This is a genomic window from Microbacterium sp. NPDC007973 (assembly GCF_042958465.1).
Classification (GTDB): domain Bacteria; phylum Actinomycetota; class Actinomycetes; order Actinomycetales; family Microbacteriaceae; genus Microbacterium; species Microbacterium galbum.
Genome location: NZ_JBIBJJ010000003.1, coordinates 431,359 through 452,044, shown reverse-complemented (window position 1 = coordinate 452,044; position 20,686 = coordinate 431,359). Strand labels below are relative to the sequence as shown.

Here is a 20,686-nt window from a genome sequence, read left to right as displayed (position 1 = left end):
ACACCGGTTCTGGTCCCCCAGACACGATTCGAACGTGTGACCGGCGGATTAGAAGGCCGCTGCTCTATCCACTGAGCTACTGGGGGTCGTCGGTCCAGGATATCGGTCGCACTCTCGGCGCGGCACCAGCCCCTGGCGCCGGCCCCCGCGCGGGCGTAATCTCCGGGCGAAGGAGAGCAAAGGAGCACTCATGTCAGACACCGCGACACGACGACTCTGGGTGGCTTACGGCCCGGTGGGGGTCGTCGGCACCATCCAGAAGGATGCCGAGGGGTACAGCGTCCACATGACGGGCAAGGACGAGAGGCTGGGCGTCTACCCGTCGATGGACATCGCCAAGAGCGCGTTGCACGCGCACCTCAAGCCCGGCAGCGACCGACCGGAATTCCGGGAGCACTGAGCGCGAAGCGCCCCGCCCCCGGCGGTATCCGTCGGGGGCGGGGCGCTCGTGTCAGACCCGTGCCGCCGACCGCGGGCGCGGCGCCGACCGGGGAGTCGCGAGCAGCGGCATCGCGATGTGCACGAGGGGTCCGATGCCGAGGGCGAAGACGACGGTGCCGATTCCCACGGTGCCGCCCAGGAGCCACCCGAGCACGAGCACCGACCCTTCGACGGTGAGCCGGCACGCCCAGATGGGCCAGCCGAAGCGTCCGTGCAGGCCGGTCATGAGCCCGTCGCGGGGGCCGGGGCCGAAGTTCGCTCCGATGTAGAGCCCGGATGCGACCGCCACGAGCACCACGCCGGCGACGAGCATGAGGGCCTGGAGCCAGAAGACGTCGGGATGCGGCAGGATGCCGAGGGCGAGTTGCAGGCTGGTACCGACCAGGAGGATGTTCGCGATCGTGCCGACGCCCGGCTTCTGACGCAGGGGGATCCACAGGAGCAGGACGCCGAGGCCGATGATGTTGGTGACCCACCCGATGCCGACGCCCGTCACGCGGGCGATGCCCTGCGCGAAGACGGTCCACGGGTCCACGCCGAGCCCGGCGGCGACGGTGAGGGCGCAGCCGGCGCCGTAGAGGACGAGGCCGACGAGGAGGCGGGTGACGCGGGAGAACATGAGGCAATCCAATCAGCCGATTGGACCGTTGCGTAGATGCCAATCGAGATAGTGTGGCCGCATGGACTCACGGATCTCCGCGCGCGCCCTCGCCGCAGCCCTCGGCGGCTGGCGGGGGAGCGGCCCGGCGTACGAGGCGCTCGCCGACGGGGTGCGTCTGCTCTGCCTCGACAACCGCCTCGCGCCGTCGACCGCTCTCCCCGCCGAGCGCGAGCTCGCCGCCGCGCTGTCGCTCAGTCGGACGACCGTCGCAGCGGCCTATCGCAGTCTGCGGGAGACGGGGCACATCGAGAGCCTGAGAGGCAGCGGCAGCGTGACGCTCCCGCTGCGGCGGAGCGACCCCGGCCGCCTGGAGGCTGACGCCGACAGCATCGACCTGCAGCAGGCCAGTCCGGCGGCGTGGCCGGGGCTCCCCGCCGTCATCGCCGAGGCGGCGGCCCAGGCTCCGGCGCTCGTCGCCCGGATCGGATACGACGTCGTCGGCGACCCGACGCTGCGGTCGACCATCGCGGATCACTACACGGCGCGCGGGCTGTCGACCGCCCCCGATCAGATCCTCGTCACGACGGGGGCGCAGAGCGCGATCCATCTGATCGCGTCGGTGCTCATCGGCCGCGCCGACCGGGTCATGCTCGAGACGCCGACCTATCCGCACGCGGCCGACGCCTTCCGCCGGGTGGGTGCCCGCCTGATCGGCGTGCCCGTCGACGCGGAGACCGGGTGGGACATCGAACGCGCCGAGCAGAGTTTCGCGCGCGCCCTTCCGTCACTGGCGTACCTCATGCCCGACTTCCACAACCCGACCGGCCGCACGATGAACCAGCGCGAGGTCGACGCGTTCCTGTCGGGGGCCCGCGGCGCCGGAACGCTCCTCGTCCTGGACGAGACGACAGGGCAGCTCGACATCGACCGCCGGGGGGATGCCGCGCCCTTCCCGGACGACGATCGCATCATCCGCGTCGCTTCGTTGGGCAAGACCGTCTGGGGCGGCCTGCGGGTGGGATGGGTGCGCGCCGCTCCCGACATCATCCGCCGCCTCGCCAGCGGGCGCCCCGTGCACGACCTGGGAACGCCGGAACTCGAGCAGGCCATCGCGACGCGGCTGGTGCCGCGGCTCGACGAGATCGCGCGGCAGCGGGGAGAGCTGCTGCGGGCGGGACGCGACGCCCTGCGCAGCGCGTTGATCGACGCGTTCCCGGAGTGGGACGTCCCACGGGTGAGTGGCGGCGTGTCGATGTGGGTCGGCATCGGAGAGCCACTCAGCACTCCGCTCGTCATGAACGCGCGCTCACGCGGTCTCGCTCTCTCCGCCGGCTCGCGGTTCGCGGTGGAAGGCGGCCACGACCGGCGCCTTCGCGTGCCCTTCACCGCTCCGCCTGCCACGCTCGAGCGCGCGGTGGGGATCCTCCGTGCGGCGTGGGACGACGTGCGTGGTGGACGCACGGTGCCCGCGCGGGAGGACTTCGCCACGGTCGTCTGAGTCGGTCGCCGTCGCGCTCGGTCGGGGCTCACCCGGGTGCGGATGCGTCTGCGCACGTCGATGCGCCCGCGTGTCGAGGCGCCGTCATCGGGCGTAGCGCAGACATTCGACGGCGTCGCTCGACGACCAGAACTCGCCGAGGCGTCGGAAGCTGCCCGAGGCGGCGTGAAAGCGTTCGGCCGCGTACCGCCATCCTCCATCGGACGCGATGGCACGGATGTGGCCGACCATGACGCCGCGCGGGTCGGCGATGCGCCACAGACCGGCGGCGACATGCGTCGCCGCACCCCACCCGGCCGGGCGCGGTGCCGGAGCGAGGTCGTTCCACAGTGCGGTGCTCATGCGGACACCGTACGACCGACCTCCGACATCGCCGTCGCCGTGCCCATCCCACTCCTCCTCCCCACCGCCTCGGCTGCCCCATCCGTCCACGGAACCGGCGGAACCGCCTCCGCCGCCCGGGCGAGTCGCGCGACGCTGACATGGCTCCGGCATCCGTCGGGCACGCGGATGCCGGAGCGTCACAACACATCGAGAGGACACATCATGAGCGATCACATCACCCTGGTCGGCAACATCGTCGGCGACCTCGAGCAGCGCACCACCCGCGGGGGCGGGCCGGTCGCGGCGTTCCGACTCGCCGTGGGCGAGAGGCGGTTCGACCGCGAGAAGGGCGAGTGGGTGGACGGGCATACGAACTTCTACGCCATCTCGGTCTTCGGCGACCTCGGCGCCAACGTCCTCCGCTCGTTTCAGAAGGGCGAGCGCGTGATCCTGAGCGGCCGCCTGCGTCTGCGCGAGTGGGAGACCGAGAGCAAGCGCGGCGTCAGTGCCGACGTCGTGGCGGATGCCATCGGCCACGACCTGCGCTGGGGGGTGTCGGTGTTCCGCCGCGCCGCGAAGCCGCAGCCTGCCATAAGCCCGTCTCCCGCTGAACCCGCACCGCGTGCCGAAACGGACGGCGACGGATGGAGCCTGCCGGGCGCCTCGCTCGAGACGGACGCCGGGGGTTCGGGTGAAGGGGTCGAACGCGCTCGGGCTGAGGTCGGCGTCGCGGCGGGGGAAACCGGTCGGGTCGAGACGCCCGCCGACGCCACCCCGTTCTGATCCGGGGCGGGTCGCCCTCCGGTGGTGCGTGGACGGGTCCGTAGACTCGTGATCGTGCCTCGCTTCCCCGGACGACTCTTCGCCGCTCTGACCCTCGTGGCCGTGTTCGGGCTCGCGGGCTGCACGGGGAGTTCGTCCGCACCGGGGCCGGTTGCCGGCGACGGGGCGACGTCGACGGCAGGGGAGACGCCCGGCGCGGAGGCGACGACTCCCTCGTCCGCGGGCGATGCGTCGTCGACCCCGGCGGCCTCGACCGCGAGCGAGGGCGCGCAGCGCCTTCCGCTGTTCTCGCAGACCGTGGCCTCGGTATGGGCCGGGCCGAACCCGGTGTCGGGACGCGCGTACATCGACGCCCTGACCGCGGCGGGCTTCGACAAGGCGGCGATGCAGGTCACCGCCGATGAGTCCACCATCGGCAATGCGGCGGAAAGCATCGAATTCGCGGTGCGGCTGAGCGACGAGTGCCTCGTCGGGCAGGTGGGCCCGTCGATCGGCGACCCTGTGACGACGGTGCTCCCGGGGCTCAGCTCCGGTGGGTGCCTGATCGGGCAGACGCGCGCGATCGATTGGTGACGGACCCGCGGCGGCCGCTGTGCGCTCGTCACGTCGGTGCGCGGGGGAGCCGCCCCTAGACTGGAACGGTTATGGCCGAATACATCTACTCCATGGTCCGTGCCCGCAAGGCGGTCGGCGACAAACTCATCCTCGACGACGTCACGATGTCGTTCCTCCCCGGCGCCAAGATCGGCATGGTCGGTCCGAACGGTGCGGGAAAGTCCACGATCCTCAAGATCATGGCCGGCCTCGACACGCCCTCCAACGGTGAGGCGCGCCTCAGCCCCGGCTTCACCGTCGGCATCCTGATGCAGGAGCCTGAGCTCGACGACAGCAAGACCGTGCTGGAGAACATCCAGGACGGCGTGGCGATCAAGCCCAAGCTCGACCGCTTCAACGAGATCTCCGCCCTCATGGCCGACCCCGACGCCGACTTCGACGCGCTGCTGGCCGAGATGGGCACGCTGCAGGAAGAGATCGACGCCGCCGACGGCTGGGACCTCGACTCGCAGCTCGAACAGGCGATGGACGCCCTGCGCACCCCGCCCGCTGATGCGAGCGTCGTCCCGCTCTCCGGTGGAGAGCGTCGCCGCGTCGCGCTGGCGAAACTGCTGCTGCAGAAGCCCGACCTGCTGCTCCTCGACGAGCCCACCAACCACCTCGACGCCGAGAGCGTGCTGTGGCTCGAGCAGCACCTCAAGGCCTACAAGGGTGCGGTCATCGCCATCACCCACGACCGGTACTTCCTCGACAACGTCGCGGAGTGGATCGCCGAGGTCGACCGCGGTCACCTGTACCCCTACGAGGGCAACTACTCGACCTACCTCGACAAGAAGGCGCAGCGCCTCGACGTCCAGGGCAAGAAGGACGCGAAGCTGGCCAAGCGCCTGAAGGACGAGCTCGAGTGGGTCCGCTCGAACGCCAAGGGTCGTCAGGTCAAGTCGAAGGCCCGCCTGGCGCGCTACGAGGAGATGGCCGCCGAGGCCGAGCGCACGCGCAAGTTGGACTTCGACGAGATCCAGATCCCCGCGGGTCCGCGCCTGGGCAGCATCGTCATCGACGCGAAGAAGCTCGAGAAGAGCTTCGGAGACCGCTCGCTCATCAGCAACCTGAGCTTCAACCTCCCGCCGAACGGCATCGTCGGCGTGATCGGTCCGAACGGGGTGGGAAAGACGACGCTGTTCAAGACGATCGTCGGCCTCGAGCCCCTCGACGGCGGGACGCTGAAGATCGGCGAGACCGTCAAGATCAGCTACGTCGACCAGTCGCGCGCGAACATCGACCCCGAGAAGACGCTGTGGGAGGTCGTCTCCGACGGCCTCGACATCATCACCGTGGGCAAGACCGAGATCCCGTCGCGCGCCTACGTGTCGAAGTTCGGTTTCAAGGGCCCCGACCAGCAGAAGAAGGCCGGGGTGCTCTCCGGTGGTGAGCGCAACCGCCTCAACCTCGCCCTCACGTTGAAGGAGGGCGGGAACCTGCTGCTCCTCGACGAGCCGACCAACGACCTCGACGTCGAGACGCTGAGCTCGCTCGAGAACGCCCTGCTCGAGTTCCCCGGCTGCGCCGTCGTCATCACTCACGACCGGTGGTTCCTCGACCGCATCGCGACGCACATCCTCGCCTACGAGGGCACCGAGGAGAACCCCGACCAGTGGCACTGGTTCGAGGGCAACTTCGAGGCGTACGAGGCGAACAAGATCGAGCGTCTCGGTGCGGATGCCGCCAACCCGTCGCGGTCGACCTACCGCAAGCTCACGCGTGACTGACGCAGACGCATTCCCCGACTCGGGCCCCGCCACCGCGGGGCCCGAGCGGCTTCACGTGCCGATCCCCCTGCGCTGGGGCGACCTCGACGCGCTCGGACACGTCAACAACACCTCGATGCTCAAGCTGCTCGAAGAGGCGCGTCTGCGCGCTTTCTGGCGCGGAGACGACGAGGGCGAGGCCCTGCCGACGGCCGTCTTCGACATGAGCGTGCTCGAGAGCGGCGGAGAACGCGCGACGCTGATCGCTCGTCAGGAGATCGAGTACCTCCGTCCCGTGCCCTACAGCCAGCGTCCGCTGGACGTGCGCATGTGGATCGGTGCGATGGGGGGCTCGAGCGCCGACATCTGCTTCGAGGTGTTCAGCCCGATCGGCGACGCCGAGCAGGTGCTCTACGCGCGCGCCACGGCCGTCGTGGTCCTCGTCGACACCGCGAGCGGCCGTCCTATCCGCTGGAGTGCGGCCGAGCGGGCTGCGTGGGGGCCCTACGTCGGCGACCCGATCGAGTACCGTCGCCGAGCCGCGAAGGGCTGACTCCGGTCGAGACACGAGGTCTGCGCCTCGACGCCGCCGTGCGTCGACACGGCGCGGGATGGATGCCGCCGGGCGGCGGCATCCATGATCGCGGTCACTCGCGCGGGACCCGCACCATGACCTCCTGCGCGACGCTCGCCAGCAGCGCACCGTCACGCGTGTAGACGCGGCCCGTCGACAGCCCGCGACCGCCGCGGGCGTTCGGCGACTCCTGCACGTAGAGCAGCCACTCGTCCACGCGTCCGGGACGGTGCCACCACATCGCGTGGTCGAGGCTCGCCACGCGCAAGCCCGGTGCGTTCCAGGGCACGCCGTGGGCGCGCAGGATCGTCTCCTGGATCGTCAGATCGCTGAGGTACGCGAGGGCGGCCCGGTGCACGGCCGGGTCATCGGTGATGGGACGGCGCAGCTTCATCCACACGGCCTGCCGCGGCACCCGCGGCCCCTCGACCGAGGCGTACACCGGTGACGACACGTGACGCACGTCGACAGGGCTCGCCGACAGCATCCGCCGGCTGATGGGGTGCAGCGTCTCGATGTCGACGGGCGCCGTGTCCTCGGGCGGGGCGATTCCGTCGGGCATGGGCTCGAAGTGCTCGAGTCCGGGGTCATCGTCCTGGAACGACGCGATCATCGAAAAGATCGGAACGCCCGACTGGAACGCCTGCGTGCGCCGGGTCGAGAACGACCGGCCGTCGTGGATCCGGTCGACCGAGAACGTGATGCCGTCGGCCGGATCGCCGGGGCGCAGGAAGTACCCGTGCATCGAGTGCACGGTGCGGTCGGCCGGGAGGGTACGCGAGGCGGCGACGATCGTCTGCGCGAGCACCTGGCCGCCGTAGACACGGCCGGTCGGCATGGCCTGCGACACACCCGTGAAGATGTCTTCGGTCGTCCGGGCGCCGGCATCGCGGAGGTCGAGGACCGCGAGCAACGACGCCACGGGATCGATGGCGTCGGTCACGCTGACTCCCGTTCCGGTGCGGCGAGGTGCGCACCGCTTGCTAGTTTAGAGCGGGTGTCCGCGCGCCTGTTGTTCCCCGACCCCCAGGCGGCAGCCGACCTGCTGACCTTCTCCCGTCGAACGATCCGTCTCGGCGACGGAACCGTGCGCCTGCGCGCCCGCGGCGGAGTGCTCGTCACGACGGCCGCGCCCCTCGCGCCGCGCGGCCTGATGGACGCGACGCCCACCGTGCTCGGGCTGCGAGCCTCGGCGATCGACCCCGAGCTGGAATGCGACCTCGTCGTCGAGGCGTCCGCGCTTCTGCCCGCCCCCGACGACGCGAACGCGGTCGTCCTGCCCGAGACGGCGACCTCTCCGGCATGGGCGGGCATCTCGCCGCCGCAGGGCGGCTGGGAGCAGACGGATGCCGTCGACGCGGCCGTCCTCGCCGCGCGTGCACAGTACGGTGTCGCCGCCGTCGCCGACGCCCTCCCGGCCGACGCGGGCGAGGACGTGGTGCGAGTGATCCGGGCACAGGTGTGGGGACAGGCCGACGAGGCTTTGGGCGGACTGCCGCTCGGGGTGGCCTTCGCGGCGTTCGCGCTCGGGTTCATCGCCGGCGGCGAAGAAGCGCCCGTGCGCCGCAGCGGAGCGTGGACGCGGCTGAGCCTCACCCGCGGGCACGTGCTCGTGCGCGGGCCGGTGCGCTCGGGGCTGACGGCGGTGCGCGCCACCGGAAGCTGACCGCACGGCGGCCGAGCGTCATCCAGGAAGCACAAAGGTGACCGCTCTACGGTGAAGGCAGCAAGGGGAGTACTCCCGACGCGGCGCATCCGTCATCACGAATCCACGGTTGGATTCCGGGTACGTCGGCCCCGAGGGGCGGAGGAGACCTTGACGTCGCGGCAGCATGCCGCCCGTCGAGAGGTATCCCCGTGGTGTCATTCTCCCGTCTGTTCGACCTCGCCTCGAAGGCCGCCGGCAAGGCCTCGACCGCGAAGAGCGGGTCCCCGTCTTCCGGGACCGCGACTGGCGCGACATGGTGCGTTCGGCCGCCGACGCCGTGACCGGCGATTCTCGCCCGCGCACCCCGGGGGTGCCGGCCGCCGCCCCCGCCGATCGGTACGCCCCGCCCGCGGCGGGCCGCCGCCCGGCATCCGGGAGCGCTGTCTCGGCCGACGATCGCGCCGCCATCGCGCGATACGACTACCTGCTGCGCACGGCCGACCCCGACCGCGTCGAGCAGACGCACCGCGAGGCCTTCGCCCGGCTCACCCCGGCGCAACGCGCGCACGTGCGCGAGCGGATGGATGCCGAGCTGGCGCCGCACGAGCGGCCCCGGTCCGACGCTCCCGACGACCTCGCCCGCACCGCGGCGCGGGCGGAGGCGGCGAGACCGGGTCGCATGTCGTCGCTGCTCGCGAAGGCCGGGAAGGGCGGACTCATCGGCGCCGGTGTCGTCGGGGCCGGCGGCCTGCTCGCCGCGGTCGCCGGAGGCGCGATCGTCAGCGCGGTCGCCGCACCCCTGCTCGCTCAGGCGGTGCAGTCCGGGGTCGACTTCGCGGGACTCGCCGAGGGGGTGGACCTGGAGGCCATGGCATCCGGAGTCGATCTCACCTCGCTCGCGGAAGGATCGGGCATCGGCGAATGGGCCGGAGGGGCGCAGGATGCCGTATCGGGAGCGGGCGAGCAGATCAGCGGGTTCGGCGAGGGCCTGTCGAACCTCGACCTCCCGGGCTTCGGCGACTTCCTCGGCCGCTGAGCCCGGGCGACGGGCGGAGCGGCACCCGCGGACGGGGCGCTCCGACCCCGCAGTTGCTCGGCGAGGCCACCCGCGCTCGCTGAGCGGCGCGGGCCGGCGGGGCGGACGACCGTCAGTCCGCTGACCGGACCGGCAGCCCCGTATCGGGGCGTCCGTTCTGCTGCGGGCCGATCCCGTGCGCCTCGAACGTGTTGACCATGGCGTAGGCGGCGCGTTCGAGGTAGTCCCACAGGGGGGCCTCGAAGGCCGGCGGCAGGGCGATCTCGTCGACGGCGGCGCGCATGTGTCGCAGCCAGCGGTCGCGCGCGTCGGGATCGACGTGGAACGGCATGTGCCGCATGCGCAGCCGCGGGTGCCCGCGCGTCTCGCCGTAGGTCGTCGGTCCACCCCAGTACTGCGCGAGGAAGAGCGTCAGCCGCTCGGCGGCCGGGCCGAGGTCCTCTTCGGGGTACATGGGCTTGAGCACCTCGTCGGAGGCGACGCCGCGATAGAAGGCGTCGACGAGTCGGCGGAAGGTATCCATACCGCCGACCTGGTCGTAGAAAGTGACGGGTTCGGTCATGACGTGCTCTCTTCGTCGGCGCGCACGGCCGGGGGAGTCGGCTTCGCCGTGTCGGCGCCCGGCGCGGCGGGCAGATCCACGACCGAGGTGGGGGTGTCGTCGCGCAGCGTCTTGGTCTTCTTCGTCTTCGGCGCCGGTGCGTCGTCGTGCTCGGTGTGATCCTCCACGGTCTCGGAGACGTCGATGCGACGCCCGCGCGGCTTCCACCGGGGACGGTCGTTCACGACGGCGACGGGCGTCTCCTTCGTCTTCGGCGGGTGGGCGCCGCGCACGCTCTGCGCGCCCTCTGCTCCGGTGAGCACGATGGAGTTCAGCTGCGGCAGCGCGATCCCCATCGCATCGATGGCGCGCTTGAGACGCGCGCGCAGCTCGCGGGCCACGTCGTCCTTCGCGCTCGAGCGCGTCTTCATCACCAGGCGGATGACGAGGGCGTCACCGCTGATGGACTCCAGGCCCCAGATCTCGGGCTGCTCGATGATGCGCGAGCGCCACTTCTGCTCCTTCGACATCGTCTTCGCCGCGGCGAGCATGGCCTTCTCGACGTCGTCGATGTCGGCATCCACCGGCACGGCGAGATCGATGATGACGCGCGACCAGCCCTGCGACATGTTGCCGATGCGCGTGATCTCGCCGTTGCGCACGTACCAGAGCGTGCCGTTGACGTCGCGCACGTGCGTGATGCGGACGCTCACGAACTCCACGATGCCCGTCGCCAGGCCGAGGTCGACGACGTCGCCGATGCCGATCTGGTCTTCGGCGACGATGAAGATGCCGTTGAGGACGTCTTTGACGATGTTCTGCGCGCCGAAGCCGAGGCCGGCGCCGATCGCCGCGGTGAGCAGGGTGAGGGATGCGAGGGCGTCGGGCGCGACGATGCCGGCGATCCACACGAGGGCGACGATCACGAGCACGACGTTGACGATGTTCTGCAGGATCGTCCCCAGGGTGCGCGTCCGCTGCACGAGGCGGACGGCGCTCAGGGGAGATCGGTCGAGGGCCTGCGTGTCGTCGACCCGCGCCTTGACCTTGGCGCCGTTGACGATGCGGTCGACCACGCGGCGGATGACCACGCGCAGGATCCATGCGGCGACCGCCACACCCACGATGATGCCGAGGATGCGCAGGAGCACGCCGCCGAAGTCGAGCAGCTGACCGCCGATCCACGTCCAGGTGTCGAGATTCGCGAAATCTCCCGGCGACGTGATCGTGGGTGACGGGCTCGGACTGGGGGTATCGGCGAGAACGAACATCGGGATTCAGACTAACGACGGATGCCTCGGCGCCGGCTGAGCGTCGAGGCATCCGTGGAGGGTGCGAAGGGTGGGGAGGAGCGATCAGGCGTCGCGTGTGCGCAGCGCGATCCATCCGAGCGCGAGCGGACCGACGACCCACCCCGCCAGCGTGAGCGCGGGCTCGAGCAGGTCCTGCGCTCCGGGTTGCGTCAGCGCCCCCGCCGCGTTGACGGGAAGGTACTTCGCCGACTCGACGATCCACATCCACTCCGGCCCCGCGATCGAGAAAAGGCTCAGGACGATGGGCAGCACGAACAGCACGCCCACCGTGACCGCGATGGCCCCCGCGCCGCTGCGCAGGAGGAAGCCGAAGCCGACGCCCATCAGGGTGAAGCACGCCATCGACAGCACCCCGAAGCCGAGCGGGACGACCGAGTCCGCCGGGGTCGCCCAATCGACAGGGGCCTGCATCATCGGTGCGGTGACGGCCATGGCGACGGCGTAGATCACGACCGTGGTGACCATCATGGTCGCGGCCACGACGATCGCCTTGGCCAGCAGCACGGCGCCGCGACGCGGTTCGGCGGTCAGGGTCGAGCGGATCATGCCGGTGGAGTATTCGCCGGTGACGACGATCGCGCCGAGGATCCCCGCCACGAGCATGGTGAATTGGGTGGGAGCCAGGATGACGTTGGTCGGCGCCATCGCCCCGCCGGTGTCGCTCGTGGCCAGGGCGATGAGGAGCGACATGCCGACGGACATCGCCGCGGTCACTCCGAGCGACCACCACGTCGATCGGAGGCTGAGGACCTTGACGGCCTCGCTGCGCAGCAGGTGGGCGAAGGTCAGACGGTGAGCCGGAGTGTGCGTGGACCTGCGGGGTCCGGCGGCGAGCGTGGTCATGCGATCTCCTTGGTCTTGTACTCGACCGAGTCATCGGTCAGGGCGAGGTAGGCGTCCTCGAGGGATCCCACGCGCGGACTGAGTTCGTACAGGGGGATGCCGCGGGCGGCGGCGATGTCGCCGACCGTCCGGGCCGTGACCCCGGTGATCTGGGCCGCGCCCGGCTCGATGGCCGTGACCGTGGCATCCGGGGTCTGCAGCGCGGTGACGAGGTCGTCGAGCCGGGGCGAGCGCACGACGAGGGTGGTGGTGGTCCACGCCCCCACGAGGTCGGCGAGAGGGGCGTCGGCGAGGACGCGGCCGCGCCCGAGGACGATCACGTGGTCGGCGGTCTGGGCCATCTCGCTCATGAGGTGGCTCGACAGCAGCACCGTGCGACCCTCCGCGGCCAGGTGCCGCACGAACTGGCGCACCCAGCGCACGCCCTCGGGGTCGAGGCCGTTCACGGGCTCGTCGAGGATCAGCGTGTGCGGGTCGCCGAGGAGGGCCGCCGCGATGCCGAGGCGCTGTCCCATCCCGAGCGAGAACCCGCCCGCGCGCTTGCCGGCGACCGCGCCGATGCCGGTGAGCTCGATGACCTCGTCGACGCGATCGCGGCCGATGCCGTGCGTCGCGGCCAGGGCGCGCAGATGGTTCCTGGCCGAGCGGCCGGTGTGCACGGCCTTCGCGTCGAGCAGCACCCCGACCTCGGTGAGCGGCGAGCGCAACTGGCGGTACTCCTGGCCCGCGACCGTGACCCGTCCGGCGGTGGGACGGTCCAGTCCCACGATCATGCGCATGGTCGTGGACTTGCCCGCGCCGTTGGGGCCGAGGAAGCCGGTCACCCGGCCCGGGGCGACGGTGAACGAGACGCCGTCGACGGCGGTCTTCGCGCCGTAGCGCTTGGTGAGGTTGTCTGCAACGATCATGCGTTCGACGCTACGGACCGGCCCCCGGACCGGTCATCGTCCGCGGGGATGATCCCGCGTCGCCGCGAGGATGACCGGAGACGACGGATGCCCCCTCCCGGGGTGGGAGAGGGCATCCATCGGGGGCGCGACTTACTGCGCGTCGCGCTCCTGCACGGCCAGCGCGCGCTCGACACCGGCGAGGTTCTCGCCGACCAGACGACGCAGCGCGGGAGCGGCGTCGGCGTGCTGCGAGAGCCACGTCCGCGTCGCGTCGCGCAGCGCCGTGTTCGCGAGGGCCGCGGGGTACAGACCCACGATGAGGTACTGCGCGATCTGGTAGCTGCGCGATTCCCAGATCGGCAGCAGCATCGCGAAGTAGGGCTCGACGAAGTCGGCGAGCACGTCGACCGTGGTCGGGTTCGTGAACCCGGCCGCGGTGGACCGCACGATCGTGTTGGGGGCGTCGGAGCGCGCGATGAGCGAGTCCCAGGCCTCCTGCTTCGCCTCGTGCGAGGGCAGCGACGCCTTCGCCATCGCGGCGAATTCGCCGCCCTTGGCGGTGTTGTCGGCGGCGCGGGCCTCGTCGATGTCGGCGGCGGTGACGGCGCCGGCCGCGGCGAGCGAGACGAGCAGCTGCCACGAGAGGTCGGTGTCGATCTCGAGACCCTCGAGGGTCGTCGAGCCGTCACGCAGGGCCTTCACCGTCTCGGCGTGGGCCGGGGTGGATGCCGCCGACGCGAACGCCGTGACGAACTGGAGCTGGCTGTCGCTCCCGGCCTCCGCCTCCTGCGCGAGCGTCCACAGCCCGTCGGCCACGCGCTCGCGCGCGGCGTCGCGGCTCGCCGGAGCGACGTAGGAGTTCGCGGCGAGCTGCAGCTGGGCGAGGGTCGTGCGCACCGTGGTGGACTCGGTCTCGGAGCCGATGTTCTGCAGCACCAGATCGAGGTAATCGGTCGCCGAGGCCTCGGCATCCCGGGTCTGATCCCAGGCCGCACCCCAGACGAGCGAGCGGGCGAGCGGGTCGGAGATGTCCTTGAGGTGGGCGATCGCCGTGGCCAGCGAGCGCTCGTCGAGACGGATCTTCGCGTAAGCGAGGTCGTCGTCGTTGAGCAGCACGAGGTCGGGACGACGGATGCCGCGCAGCTCGGCCACCTCCGTGCGGTCGCCGTCGACGTCGAGCTCGATCTGGTGCACGCGCTCGAGCGCTCCCGCGTCGTTCAGCGAGTAGAAGCCGATGCCGAGGCGGTGCGGGCGGATGGTGGGGTAGTCGCTCGGCGCGGTCTGCACGATCGCGAAGCGCGAGATGGTGCCGTCGGCGCCCTCCTCGATGAGCGGGGTCAGCGTGTTGACACCGGCCGTCTCGAGCCACTTCTTGGCCCAGTCGCCCAGGTCGCGGCCGCTCGTGGTCTCGAGCTCGGTGAGCAGGTCGCCGACCTCGGTGTTGGACCACTGGTGCTTCTGGAAGTAGGCGGCGACCCCGGCGAAGAACTGCTCGATACCGACCCAGGCGGCCAGCTGCTTGAGCACCGACCCGCCCTTGGCGTAGGTGATGCCGTCGAAGTTGACCTGCACGTCTTCGAGATCGTTGATCTCGGCGACGACGGGGTGGGTCGAGGGGAGCTGGTCCTGGCGGTACGCCCAGGTCTTCTCCATCGCGTTGAAGGTCGTCCAGGCGGCCTCCCACTCGGTGGCCTCGGCGGTGGCGATCGTCGACGCCCACTCGGCGAACGACTCGTTCAGCCACAGGTCGTTCCACCACTTCATGGTGACGAGGTCGCCGAACCACATGTGCGCGAGCTCGTGCAGGATCGTGACGACGCGGCGCTCCTTCACGGCATCCGTCACCTTGGAGCGGAAGACGTAGGTCTCGGTGAAGGTGACCGCGCCGGCGTTCTCCATCGCGCCCGCGTTGAACTCGGGCACGAAGAGCTGGTCGTACTTGGCGAAGGGGTAGGGGAAGCCGAACTTCTCCTCGAAGTACGCGAAGCCCTGGCGGGTCTTGTCGAAGACGTAGTCGGCATCCAGGTACTGCCACAGGCTCTTGCGGGCGAAGACCCCGAGCGGGATGACACGGCCGTCGGCGCTCGTCAGCTCGCTGTAGGTGGCCTCGTAGGGGCCGGCGACGAGCGCGGTGATGTACGAGGAGATGCGCGGGGTCGCGGGGAAGTCCCAGCGGGCGGCGTCGTCGGAGACGGCGACCGGCTCGGGCGTGGGGGAGTTGGAGACGACCTTCCAGCGTGCGGGCGCCGTGACCGAGAAGGTGAACTCCGCCTTCAGGTCGGGCTGCTCGAACACCGTGTACATGCGACGCGAGTCGGGCACCTCGAACTGCGAGTAGAGGTAGACCTCGCCGTCGACGGGGTCGACGAAGCGGTGCAGGCCCTCGCCCGTGTTCGTGTATTCGCAGTCGGCCTCGACGACGAGCTCGTTCGAGGCTTCGAGACCGTCAAGCGCGATGCGCGAGTCGGCGAAGACGGTCGCCGGGTCGAGCGAGCGACCGTTGAGCGTCACCGAATGCACGGTGCGGGCGATGAGGTCGATGAAGGTCGACGCTCCCTCGGTCGCGGCGAAGGTCACCGCGGTGCGGGAGGAGAACACCTCGTCTCCGCGGGTCAGGTCGAGCTGCACGTGGTACTCGTGCGTGTCGACGATCGCGCGGCGCTCCTGCGCTTCGATGCGGGTCAGGTTCTCTCCTGGCACTGGCGTTCTCCCGGGGATGAGGGTGGGATCGTCGCGGATGACGCGCCGGCGTGGGTGACGACGGACGCCGTCGGCGACGACGACAACCGTAATAGCCTAGTCGCGAGATAACTCGCGTCCAGGCCCATCGGGTGGATGGGAAGATGACTGCGTGAGCACGACCGACACGGACACCAGCCCTGAGACCGTCCTCTACGCGTCGCCCGCCGCGTCATCCGGACCCAAGTGGGTCGAGACGCCCGTGGCGTACGACGGCATCCTCCTCGCCGGCTTCGGCGGACCGGAGGGCCAGGACGACGTCATCCCGTTCCTGCGCAACGTCACGCGCGGGCGCGGCATCCCCGACGAGCGCCTCGAAGAGGTCGCCCACCACTACCGCCACTTCGGCGGGGTGAGCCCGATCAACCAGCACAACCGCGAGCTCAAGGCCGCCCTCGAGGCGGAGATCGCCAAGCGCGGGCTGGGGCTTCCGGTCTACTGGGGCAACCGCAACTGGTCGCCGTACCTCGAAGAGGCCGTGACCGAGGCGGCCGAGGCCGGCGACACCACCCTCCTGGCCATCGCGACCAGCGCGTACAGCTCCTTCTCGAGCTGCCGCCAGTACCGCGAGGACTACGCGCGGGTCCTCGAGGCCACCGGCCTCGGCGAGACAGTGACCATCGACAAGGTGCGCCAGTTCTTCGACCACCCCGGCTTCGTCTCGACCTTCGTGACGGGCGTCTCCGACGCCGTGTCGGCATTCGTGGCCGAGGGCATCGCCCCGGAGAAGATCCGCGTGCTCTTCTCCACCCACTCCATCCCCACCGCCGATGCCCAGCGCTCCGGCCCGCGCGACGTGGACTTCGGCGAGGGCGGGGCCTACGAGGCCCAGCACAAGGCCGTCGCCGCCTTCGTCATGGCCGAGGTCGCCGCCGCCGTCGCCGACGTCGAGTGGGAGCTCGTCTACCAGTCCCGCTCGGGCCCGCCCACGCAGCCCTGGCTCGAGCCCGACGTCAACGACGTCATCGCCGAGCTCCCCTCGCGCGGGGCGGAGGCCGTGGTGATCGTGCCGCTCGGCTTCGTCAGCGACCACATGGAAGTGCTGTGGGACCTCGACACCGAGGCGATGGAGGCCGCCGAAGAGGCCGGCATCCGCGCCGTGCGCACGCCGACCCCCGGCATCGACCCCGCCTACGTGTCCGGCCTGGTGGATCTGGTCGAGGAGCGACTCACGGGCACGCCGAAGGCCGACCGTCCGCACCTGACCGACCTCGGGCCCTGGTACGACGTCTGCCGTCCCGGTTGCTGCGAGAACATCCGCGCCGGCTTCAAGCCCGTCGCGGCGGGTCTTCGCCCCTGACGCCCCCGATGCCGCCCGTCCCTCGCGAGGGGGCGGGCGGCATCGTCATCCCCGCCCGCGTCGCCCGCGGCCCTCAATAGGATTGGCCCCATGCGCATCCACATCGGCACCGATCACGCCGGTCTCGAGTTCTCCACCCAGATCCAGCATCACCTCGCCGCCCAGGGACACGAGGTCATCGACCACGGGCCGGTCGAGTACGACCCGCTCGACGACTACCCGGCGTTCTGCATCCGCGCCGCGCAAGCCGTCGTGCGCGACCAGGCGGCGGGCGTCGAGGCCCTCGGTGTGGTCTTCGGCGGCTCGGGCAACGGCGAGCAGATCGCGGCGAACAAGGTGCTGGGCGTGCGCGCCGCGCTCGTGTGGAACATCTCCACCGCCGAGCTCGCCCGCGAGCACAACGACGCCAACGTCATCTCCATCGGCGCGCGCCAGCACACCTTCGACGAGGCCGCGTCGTTCATCGACCGCTTCATCGCGACGCCGTTCTCGGGAGAGGAGCGCCACACGCGCCGCATCGGCCAGCTCGCCGCGTTCGAGCAGGACGGTGTGCTTCTTCCCGACCCGCGCGCCGGCCGATCGGAGAACACCATGACCGACGCGAGCGATTCGTTCGACCCCGAGGCAGGCTGATGCCCGAAGGGCATTCCGTCCATCGGATCGCTCGGCAGTTCGAGCGCAACATCGTCGGACGCACGGTCTCGGCATCCAGCCCGCAGGGCCGATTCGCCGAGGGTGCCGCTGTGCTCGACGGACGCGAGGCGCTGGAGGCGCGAGCGGTCGCGAAGCAGATGTTCCTCCGCTTCGACGGCGACGTCTGGCTGCGGGTGCACCTGGGCATGTACGGCGCGTGGGACTTCTCAGGCGAGGTCTCGGTCGACGCCACCATCGCGTCGTCCAACGGGCGCATGGGCCAGACGAACCAGCGGGGGACCGTCGTCGACGAGGCGATCATGGATGCCGCGGGCGAGAACTCCCTGAGCTCGATCGGCGCCCCGCGACGTTCCCGCGTGCGGATGTCGGAGCAGACCACCGGCCTCGATGAGGAGACGGAGTGGCCGCCGCCACCCGTGGGAGCGGTGCGTCTGCGTCTTCTCACCGAGACCACGTGCGCCGACCTGCGCGGCCCGACCGCGTGCGCCCTGCAGACGCCCGACGAGGTGCAGGCGACGATCGACAAGCTCGGGCCCGACCCGCTGGTCGACGACCTCGCCGAGGGCGAAGAGCGCTTCACCGCGACGGTGAGGAAGAAGCCCACCCCCATCGGGCTGCTGCTCATGGACCAGTCCGTCGTCAGCGGCATCGGCAACGTCTACCGCGCCGAGCTGCTGTTCCGCGCCCGGCAGAACCCGCACACCCCCGGTCGCGAGGTGCCCGAGAAGGTGGTGCGCGATCTGTGGCGCGACTGGGCGCGGCTCCTGCCCATCGGCGTCGAGACCGGCCAGATGATGACGATGGACGATCTCGATCCCGAGGCGTACCGCCGCGCGATGGCGCACCGCGACGACCGGCACTGGGTGTACCACCGCGCGGGTCTCCCGTGCCGGATCTGCGGTACGACGGTGCTGATGGAGGAGGCCGCGGGGCGGAAGCTCTACTGGTGCCCCAACTGCCAGGCGTGACGGCGTCCCGTGGAGGTTGAGCGTGTCGGAGCCTGCGGTCCCTGCGACGGGCTCGGGGACTGCGACGGCGGGGGAGGCTGAGCACGTCGACACGTCCTGCGTTCTAGGCTGATCCGGTGCGCCAGAATCCGAGCTTCGCGATGACCGACGTCGGCGAGATCCGCCGTCTCATCGACCTCCATCCGTGGGTGACCCTCGTGAGCCAGACCGATGACGGCCTCGTCGCCTCGCACTACGCCGTCATGCTCGACGACACCCGCGACGACCTCACGATCGTGGGGCACGTGGGCAAGCCCGACGACGTCATCCTCGGTCTCGGCGATCGCGAGCTGCTCGTGGTCGTCCAGGGCCCGCACGGCTACATCACCCCGCGCTGGTACGGCGACGTTCCCGCCGTGCCGACCTGGAACTTCGTCTCGGCGCACCTGTCCGGCATCCCGGAACTGCTGTCGGCGGAGGAGAACCTCCGCGTGCTCGACCGACTCGTCGACCGCTTCGAGGGTGACGGCGCCGATGCGCGCGGGCTGTACACGCTCCCGAACGACGCCGCCTTCGTCGAGCGCCTCGAGCGCGGCACGGTCGGCTTCCGCCTGACGCCGACGCGCGTGACGGCGAAGCGCAAGCTCAGCCAGAATCGCAGCCCCGAGGTGGTCGACACGATCATCGCGGGACTCGGGTCTGACAACCCGGGGCTCGCGGCGGAGATGCGGCGCGCCGCCGACGCACGGGTGCGCCCGTGATTGGGGAGAGCGTCGGCTTCGTCCGCGCCGTGCGCGTGGCCGGCCCCGGACGCGAGCTGCTGCCCACCGACGAACCGGTCGACCTCGTCCTCGTCGACGGGGTCATCGCCGACATCGCGCCGACCGGCAACCTGCGCCCCGCCGGTGTCGTCGTCGAGGGCGAGGGCGGGTGGCTCCTCCCGGGCCTGTGGGACCACCACGTGCACGTGCTCCAGTGGGCCCTCGCGGCGGATCGCGTCCCGCTGGGCGAGGTCTCCTCCGCGCACGATGCGGCGGCCGTCATGGCGCTCGCGCCCCTCAGCGACGGGCGACGGATCGGTTCCGGCTTCCGCGACGGGTTGTGGGCCGACGCGCCGCGCCTCGACCTGCTGGATGCCACGACCGGCGACGTCCCGACCTATCTCATCAATGCCGACGTGCACAGCGTCTGGATGAACTCCGCGGCATTCCGTCGCGAGCGGTTCGCTCCCGTGGCATCCGGGATGCTGGTCGAGGAGGACGCGTTCGAGATCTCCCGTCGCCTGAACGCCGTGGAGGCCGACGTCGCCGACGACGCCGTCGAGCGCATGGCGCGCGCCGCGGCGGCCCGGGGTCTCGTCGGGCTCGTCGACCTCGACATGACGTGGAACGACGAACCGTGGCAGCGTCGCGCGGCGCGGGGCTTCGACGCCCTGCGGGTGTCGTACGGCACCTACCCTCAGCACCTCGACCGGGCGATCGCCGAGGGCCTGCGGACGGGTGACCGCGTGCGCGGTGGGCGGAACGACCTCGTCCGCGTCGGGCCGCTCAAGGCCATCACGGACGGCTCGCTCGGCACCCGCACCGCCGCGTGCGCTCACCCCTACCCCGGCGACCCGGGCAACCACGGTCTGCTCACGGTTGCGCCCGACGACCTCGTCGAGATGATGACGCGAGCGACCGCCGCCGGCCTGGAGTGCGCGATCCACGCGATCGGCGACGTCGCCAACAGTCACGCGCTCGACGCCTACGCGGTGACGGGTGCGGTCGGGACGATCGAGCACGCGCAGCTCGTGGCGCACGCCGACATCCCGCGTTTCGCCCGCCTCGGCGTGGCGGCCAGCGTGCAGCCCGAGCACGCGCTCGACGACCGCGACATGACGGATGCCATCTGGGCCGGGCAGTCGGCGCAGCCCTACCCCCTGCGGGCACTGGCCGACAGCGGCGCCAACCTCCGCTTCGGATCCGATGCTCCGGTGGCGCCGCTGGATCCGTGGGCGGCGATGGCCTCCGCGGTGTTCCGCACCCGCGATGGGCGCGAGCCCTGGCAGGCGCATCAGAGGGTGGAGATCGGCACCGCGATCGCGGCATCCACCGCCGGGGGATCCACGACACCGGCCGAGATCGCGCCGGGGGCGGTCGCCGACCTCGTGATCGTCGGCGTCGATCCGCTGACCGCCGACGAGCGCGCGCTGCGGTCGATGCCCGTGCGCACGACACTGGTGGCCGGGCGGGTGACGCACGGGGTCTGA

21 protein-coding genes and 1 tRNA gene are annotated in these 20,686 nt (G+C 71.0%); 13 read left to right on the top strand and 9 right to left on the bottom strand.

Annotated features, from left to right (window positions below; translation table 11 throughout):
• Positions 1 to 10: 10 nt before the first annotated feature.
• A tRNA-Arg gene (locus ACFZA2_RS11170) sits at positions 11 to 86 on the bottom strand.
• A 104-nt stretch (positions 87 to 190) separates the two neighbouring features.
• Between ACFZA2_RS11170 and ACFZA2_RS11165 the strand changes: the two genes are divergently transcribed.
• Complete coding sequence (locus tag ACFZA2_RS11165) at positions 191 to 400, top strand: methyltransferase (protein WP_315995558.1); 210 nt, start codon at positions 191 to 193, stop codon at positions 398 to 400.
• A 51-nt stretch (positions 401 to 451) separates the two neighbouring features.
• Here the strand turns inward: ACFZA2_RS11165 and ACFZA2_RS11160 are convergent, their stop codons facing one another.
• Positions 452 to 1,060, bottom strand: a complete 609-nt coding sequence (locus ACFZA2_RS11160) for a hypothetical protein (protein WP_315995559.1) — start codon at positions 1,058 to 1,060, stop codon at positions 452 to 454.
• 61 nt (positions 1,061 to 1,121) lie between these two features.
• On the opposite strand from ACFZA2_RS11160, the gene ACFZA2_RS11155 reads away from it, so the two are divergent.
• Positions 1,122 to 2,540: a PLP-dependent aminotransferase family protein gene (locus ACFZA2_RS11155; RefSeq protein ID WP_391404518.1), complete on the top strand. Its 1,419-nt coding sequence runs from the start codon at positions 1,122 to 1,124 to the stop codon at positions 2,538 to 2,540.
• A gap of 84 nt (positions 2,541 to 2,624) precedes the next feature.
• On the opposite strand, the gene ACFZA2_RS11150 is transcribed toward ACFZA2_RS11155, so the two are convergent.
• Positions 2,625 to 2,882: a hypothetical protein gene (locus ACFZA2_RS11150; protein WP_363391893.1), complete on the bottom strand. Its 258-nt coding sequence runs from the start codon at positions 2,880 to 2,882 to the stop codon at positions 2,625 to 2,627.
• A gap of 204 nt (positions 2,883 to 3,086) precedes the next feature.
• On the opposite strand from ACFZA2_RS11150, the gene ACFZA2_RS11145 reads away from it, so the two are divergent.
• The 4 genes from ACFZA2_RS11145 to ACFZA2_RS11130 all read left to right on the top strand — a co-directional run bounded on the left by ACFZA2_RS11145 (position 3,087) and on the right by ACFZA2_RS11130 (position 6,503).
• Positions 3,087 to 3,647, top strand: a complete 561-nt coding sequence (locus tag ACFZA2_RS11145; RefSeq protein ID WP_391404514.1) for a single-stranded DNA-binding protein — start codon at positions 3,087 to 3,089, stop codon at positions 3,645 to 3,647.
• A 54-nt stretch (positions 3,648 to 3,701) separates the two neighbouring features.
• The gene (locus tag ACFZA2_RS11140; RefSeq protein WP_391404511.1) at positions 3,702 to 4,220 is read left to right on the top strand and encodes a DUF6993 domain-containing protein; all 519 of its coding nucleotides are present in this window, start codon (positions 3,702 to 3,704) and stop codon (positions 4,218 to 4,220) included.
• Between the two features lie 71 nt (positions 4,221 to 4,291).
• Entirely contained in the window at positions 4,292 to 5,971 is a 1,680-nt protein-coding gene (gene ettA, locus ACFZA2_RS11135) for an energy-dependent translational throttle protein EttA (protein ID WP_315995564.1), read from the top strand.
• On the top strand, positions 5,964 to 6,503 hold the full coding sequence (locus ACFZA2_RS11130) for an acyl-CoA thioesterase (RefSeq protein WP_391404507.1): 540 nt from the start codon (positions 5,964 to 5,966) through the stop codon (positions 6,501 to 6,503). Before ettA ends, ACFZA2_RS11130 begins: the two co-directional genes overlap by 8 nt.
• Positions 6,504 to 6,597: 94 nt before the next feature.
• Here ACFZA2_RS11130 and ACFZA2_RS11125 read toward each other — a convergent pair whose 3' ends face one another.
• On the bottom strand, positions 6,598 to 7,467 hold the full coding sequence (locus ACFZA2_RS11125) for an acyl-CoA thioesterase (protein WP_391404505.1): 870 nt from the start codon (positions 7,465 to 7,467) through the stop codon (positions 6,598 to 6,600).
• 54 nt (positions 7,468 to 7,521) lie between these two features.
• Here ACFZA2_RS11125 and ACFZA2_RS11120 point away from each other — a divergent pair, with 54 nt between their 5' ends.
• Together ACFZA2_RS11120 and ACFZA2_RS11115 are read left to right on the top strand one after the other, a co-directional pair.
• Entirely contained in the window at positions 7,522 to 8,190 is a 669-nt protein-coding gene (locus ACFZA2_RS11120; protein ID WP_391404502.1) for a hypothetical protein, read from the top strand.
• A 295-nt stretch (positions 8,191 to 8,485) separates the two neighbouring features.
• The gene (locus tag ACFZA2_RS11115) at positions 8,486 to 9,208 is read left to right on the top strand and encodes a cation-transporting ATPase (protein WP_391404499.1); all 723 of its coding nucleotides are present in this window, start codon (positions 8,486 to 8,488) and stop codon (positions 9,206 to 9,208) included.
• A gap of 112 nt (positions 9,209 to 9,320) precedes the next feature.
• Here the strand turns inward: ACFZA2_RS11115 and ACFZA2_RS11110 are convergent, their stop codons facing one another.
• The 5 genes from ACFZA2_RS11110 to pepN form a co-directional block, all read right to left on the bottom strand.
• Complete coding sequence (locus ACFZA2_RS11110; protein ID WP_391404496.1) at positions 9,321 to 9,770, bottom strand: globin; 450 nt, start codon at positions 9,768 to 9,770, stop codon at positions 9,321 to 9,323.
• Positions 9,767 to 11,020 carry a mechanosensitive ion channel family protein gene (locus tag ACFZA2_RS11105; RefSeq protein ID WP_391404493.1) on the bottom strand — a complete coding sequence of 418 codons (1,254 nt, stop codon included), beginning with the start codon at positions 11,018 to 11,020 and terminating at the stop codon, positions 9,767 to 9,769. The genes ACFZA2_RS11110 and ACFZA2_RS11105 overlap by 4 nt, the downstream gene beginning before the upstream one ends.
• Positions 11,021 to 11,104: 84 nt before the next feature.
• The gene (locus ACFZA2_RS11100) at positions 11,105 to 11,905 is read right to left on the bottom strand and encodes an ABC transporter permease subunit (protein WP_391404490.1); all 801 of its coding nucleotides are present in this window, start codon (positions 11,903 to 11,905) and stop codon (positions 11,105 to 11,107) included.
• A complete protein-coding gene (locus ACFZA2_RS11095) occupies positions 11,902 to 12,813 on the bottom strand; it encodes an ATP-binding cassette domain-containing protein (RefSeq protein ID WP_363391877.1) in 912 nt (303 codons plus the stop codon). Before ACFZA2_RS11095 ends, ACFZA2_RS11100 begins: the two co-directional genes overlap by 4 nt.
• A 132-nt stretch (positions 12,814 to 12,945) precedes the next feature.
• Positions 12,946 to 15,495 (bottom strand): aminopeptidase N, encoded by a 2,550-nt coding sequence (gene pepN, locus ACFZA2_RS11090; protein WP_391404487.1) that lies wholly within the window; start codon positions 15,493 to 15,495, stop codon positions 12,946 to 12,948.
• A 151-nt stretch (positions 15,496 to 15,646) separates the two neighbouring features.
• On the opposite strand from pepN, the gene ACFZA2_RS11085 reads away from it, so the two are divergent.
• The 5 genes from ACFZA2_RS11085 (at position 15,647) to ACFZA2_RS11065 (ending at position 20,686) form a co-directional block, all read left to right on the top strand.
• Positions 15,647 to 16,834 (top strand): ferrochelatase, encoded by a 1,188-nt coding sequence (locus tag ACFZA2_RS11085; RefSeq protein WP_391404484.1) that lies wholly within the window; start codon positions 15,647 to 15,649, stop codon positions 16,832 to 16,834.
• A 90-nt stretch (positions 16,835 to 16,924) separates the two neighbouring features.
• Entirely contained in the window at positions 16,925 to 17,467 is a 543-nt protein-coding gene (locus ACFZA2_RS11080; protein WP_391404482.1) for a ribose-5-phosphate isomerase, read from the top strand.
• Entirely contained in the window at positions 17,467 to 18,456 is a 990-nt protein-coding gene (locus ACFZA2_RS11075) for an Fpg/Nei family DNA glycosylase (RefSeq protein ID WP_391404479.1), read from the top strand. The genes ACFZA2_RS11080 and ACFZA2_RS11075 overlap by 1 nt, the downstream gene beginning before the upstream one ends.
• A 116-nt stretch (positions 18,457 to 18,572) precedes the next feature.
• The gene (locus ACFZA2_RS11070; RefSeq protein WP_391404476.1) at positions 18,573 to 19,196 is read left to right on the top strand and encodes an FMN-binding negative transcriptional regulator; all 624 of its coding nucleotides are present in this window, start codon (positions 18,573 to 18,575) and stop codon (positions 19,194 to 19,196) included.
• Positions 19,193 to 20,686, top strand: a complete 1,494-nt coding sequence (locus tag ACFZA2_RS11065; RefSeq protein ID WP_391404473.1) for an amidohydrolase — start codon at positions 19,193 to 19,195, stop codon at positions 20,684 to 20,686. Before ACFZA2_RS11070 ends, ACFZA2_RS11065 begins: the two co-directional genes overlap by 4 nt.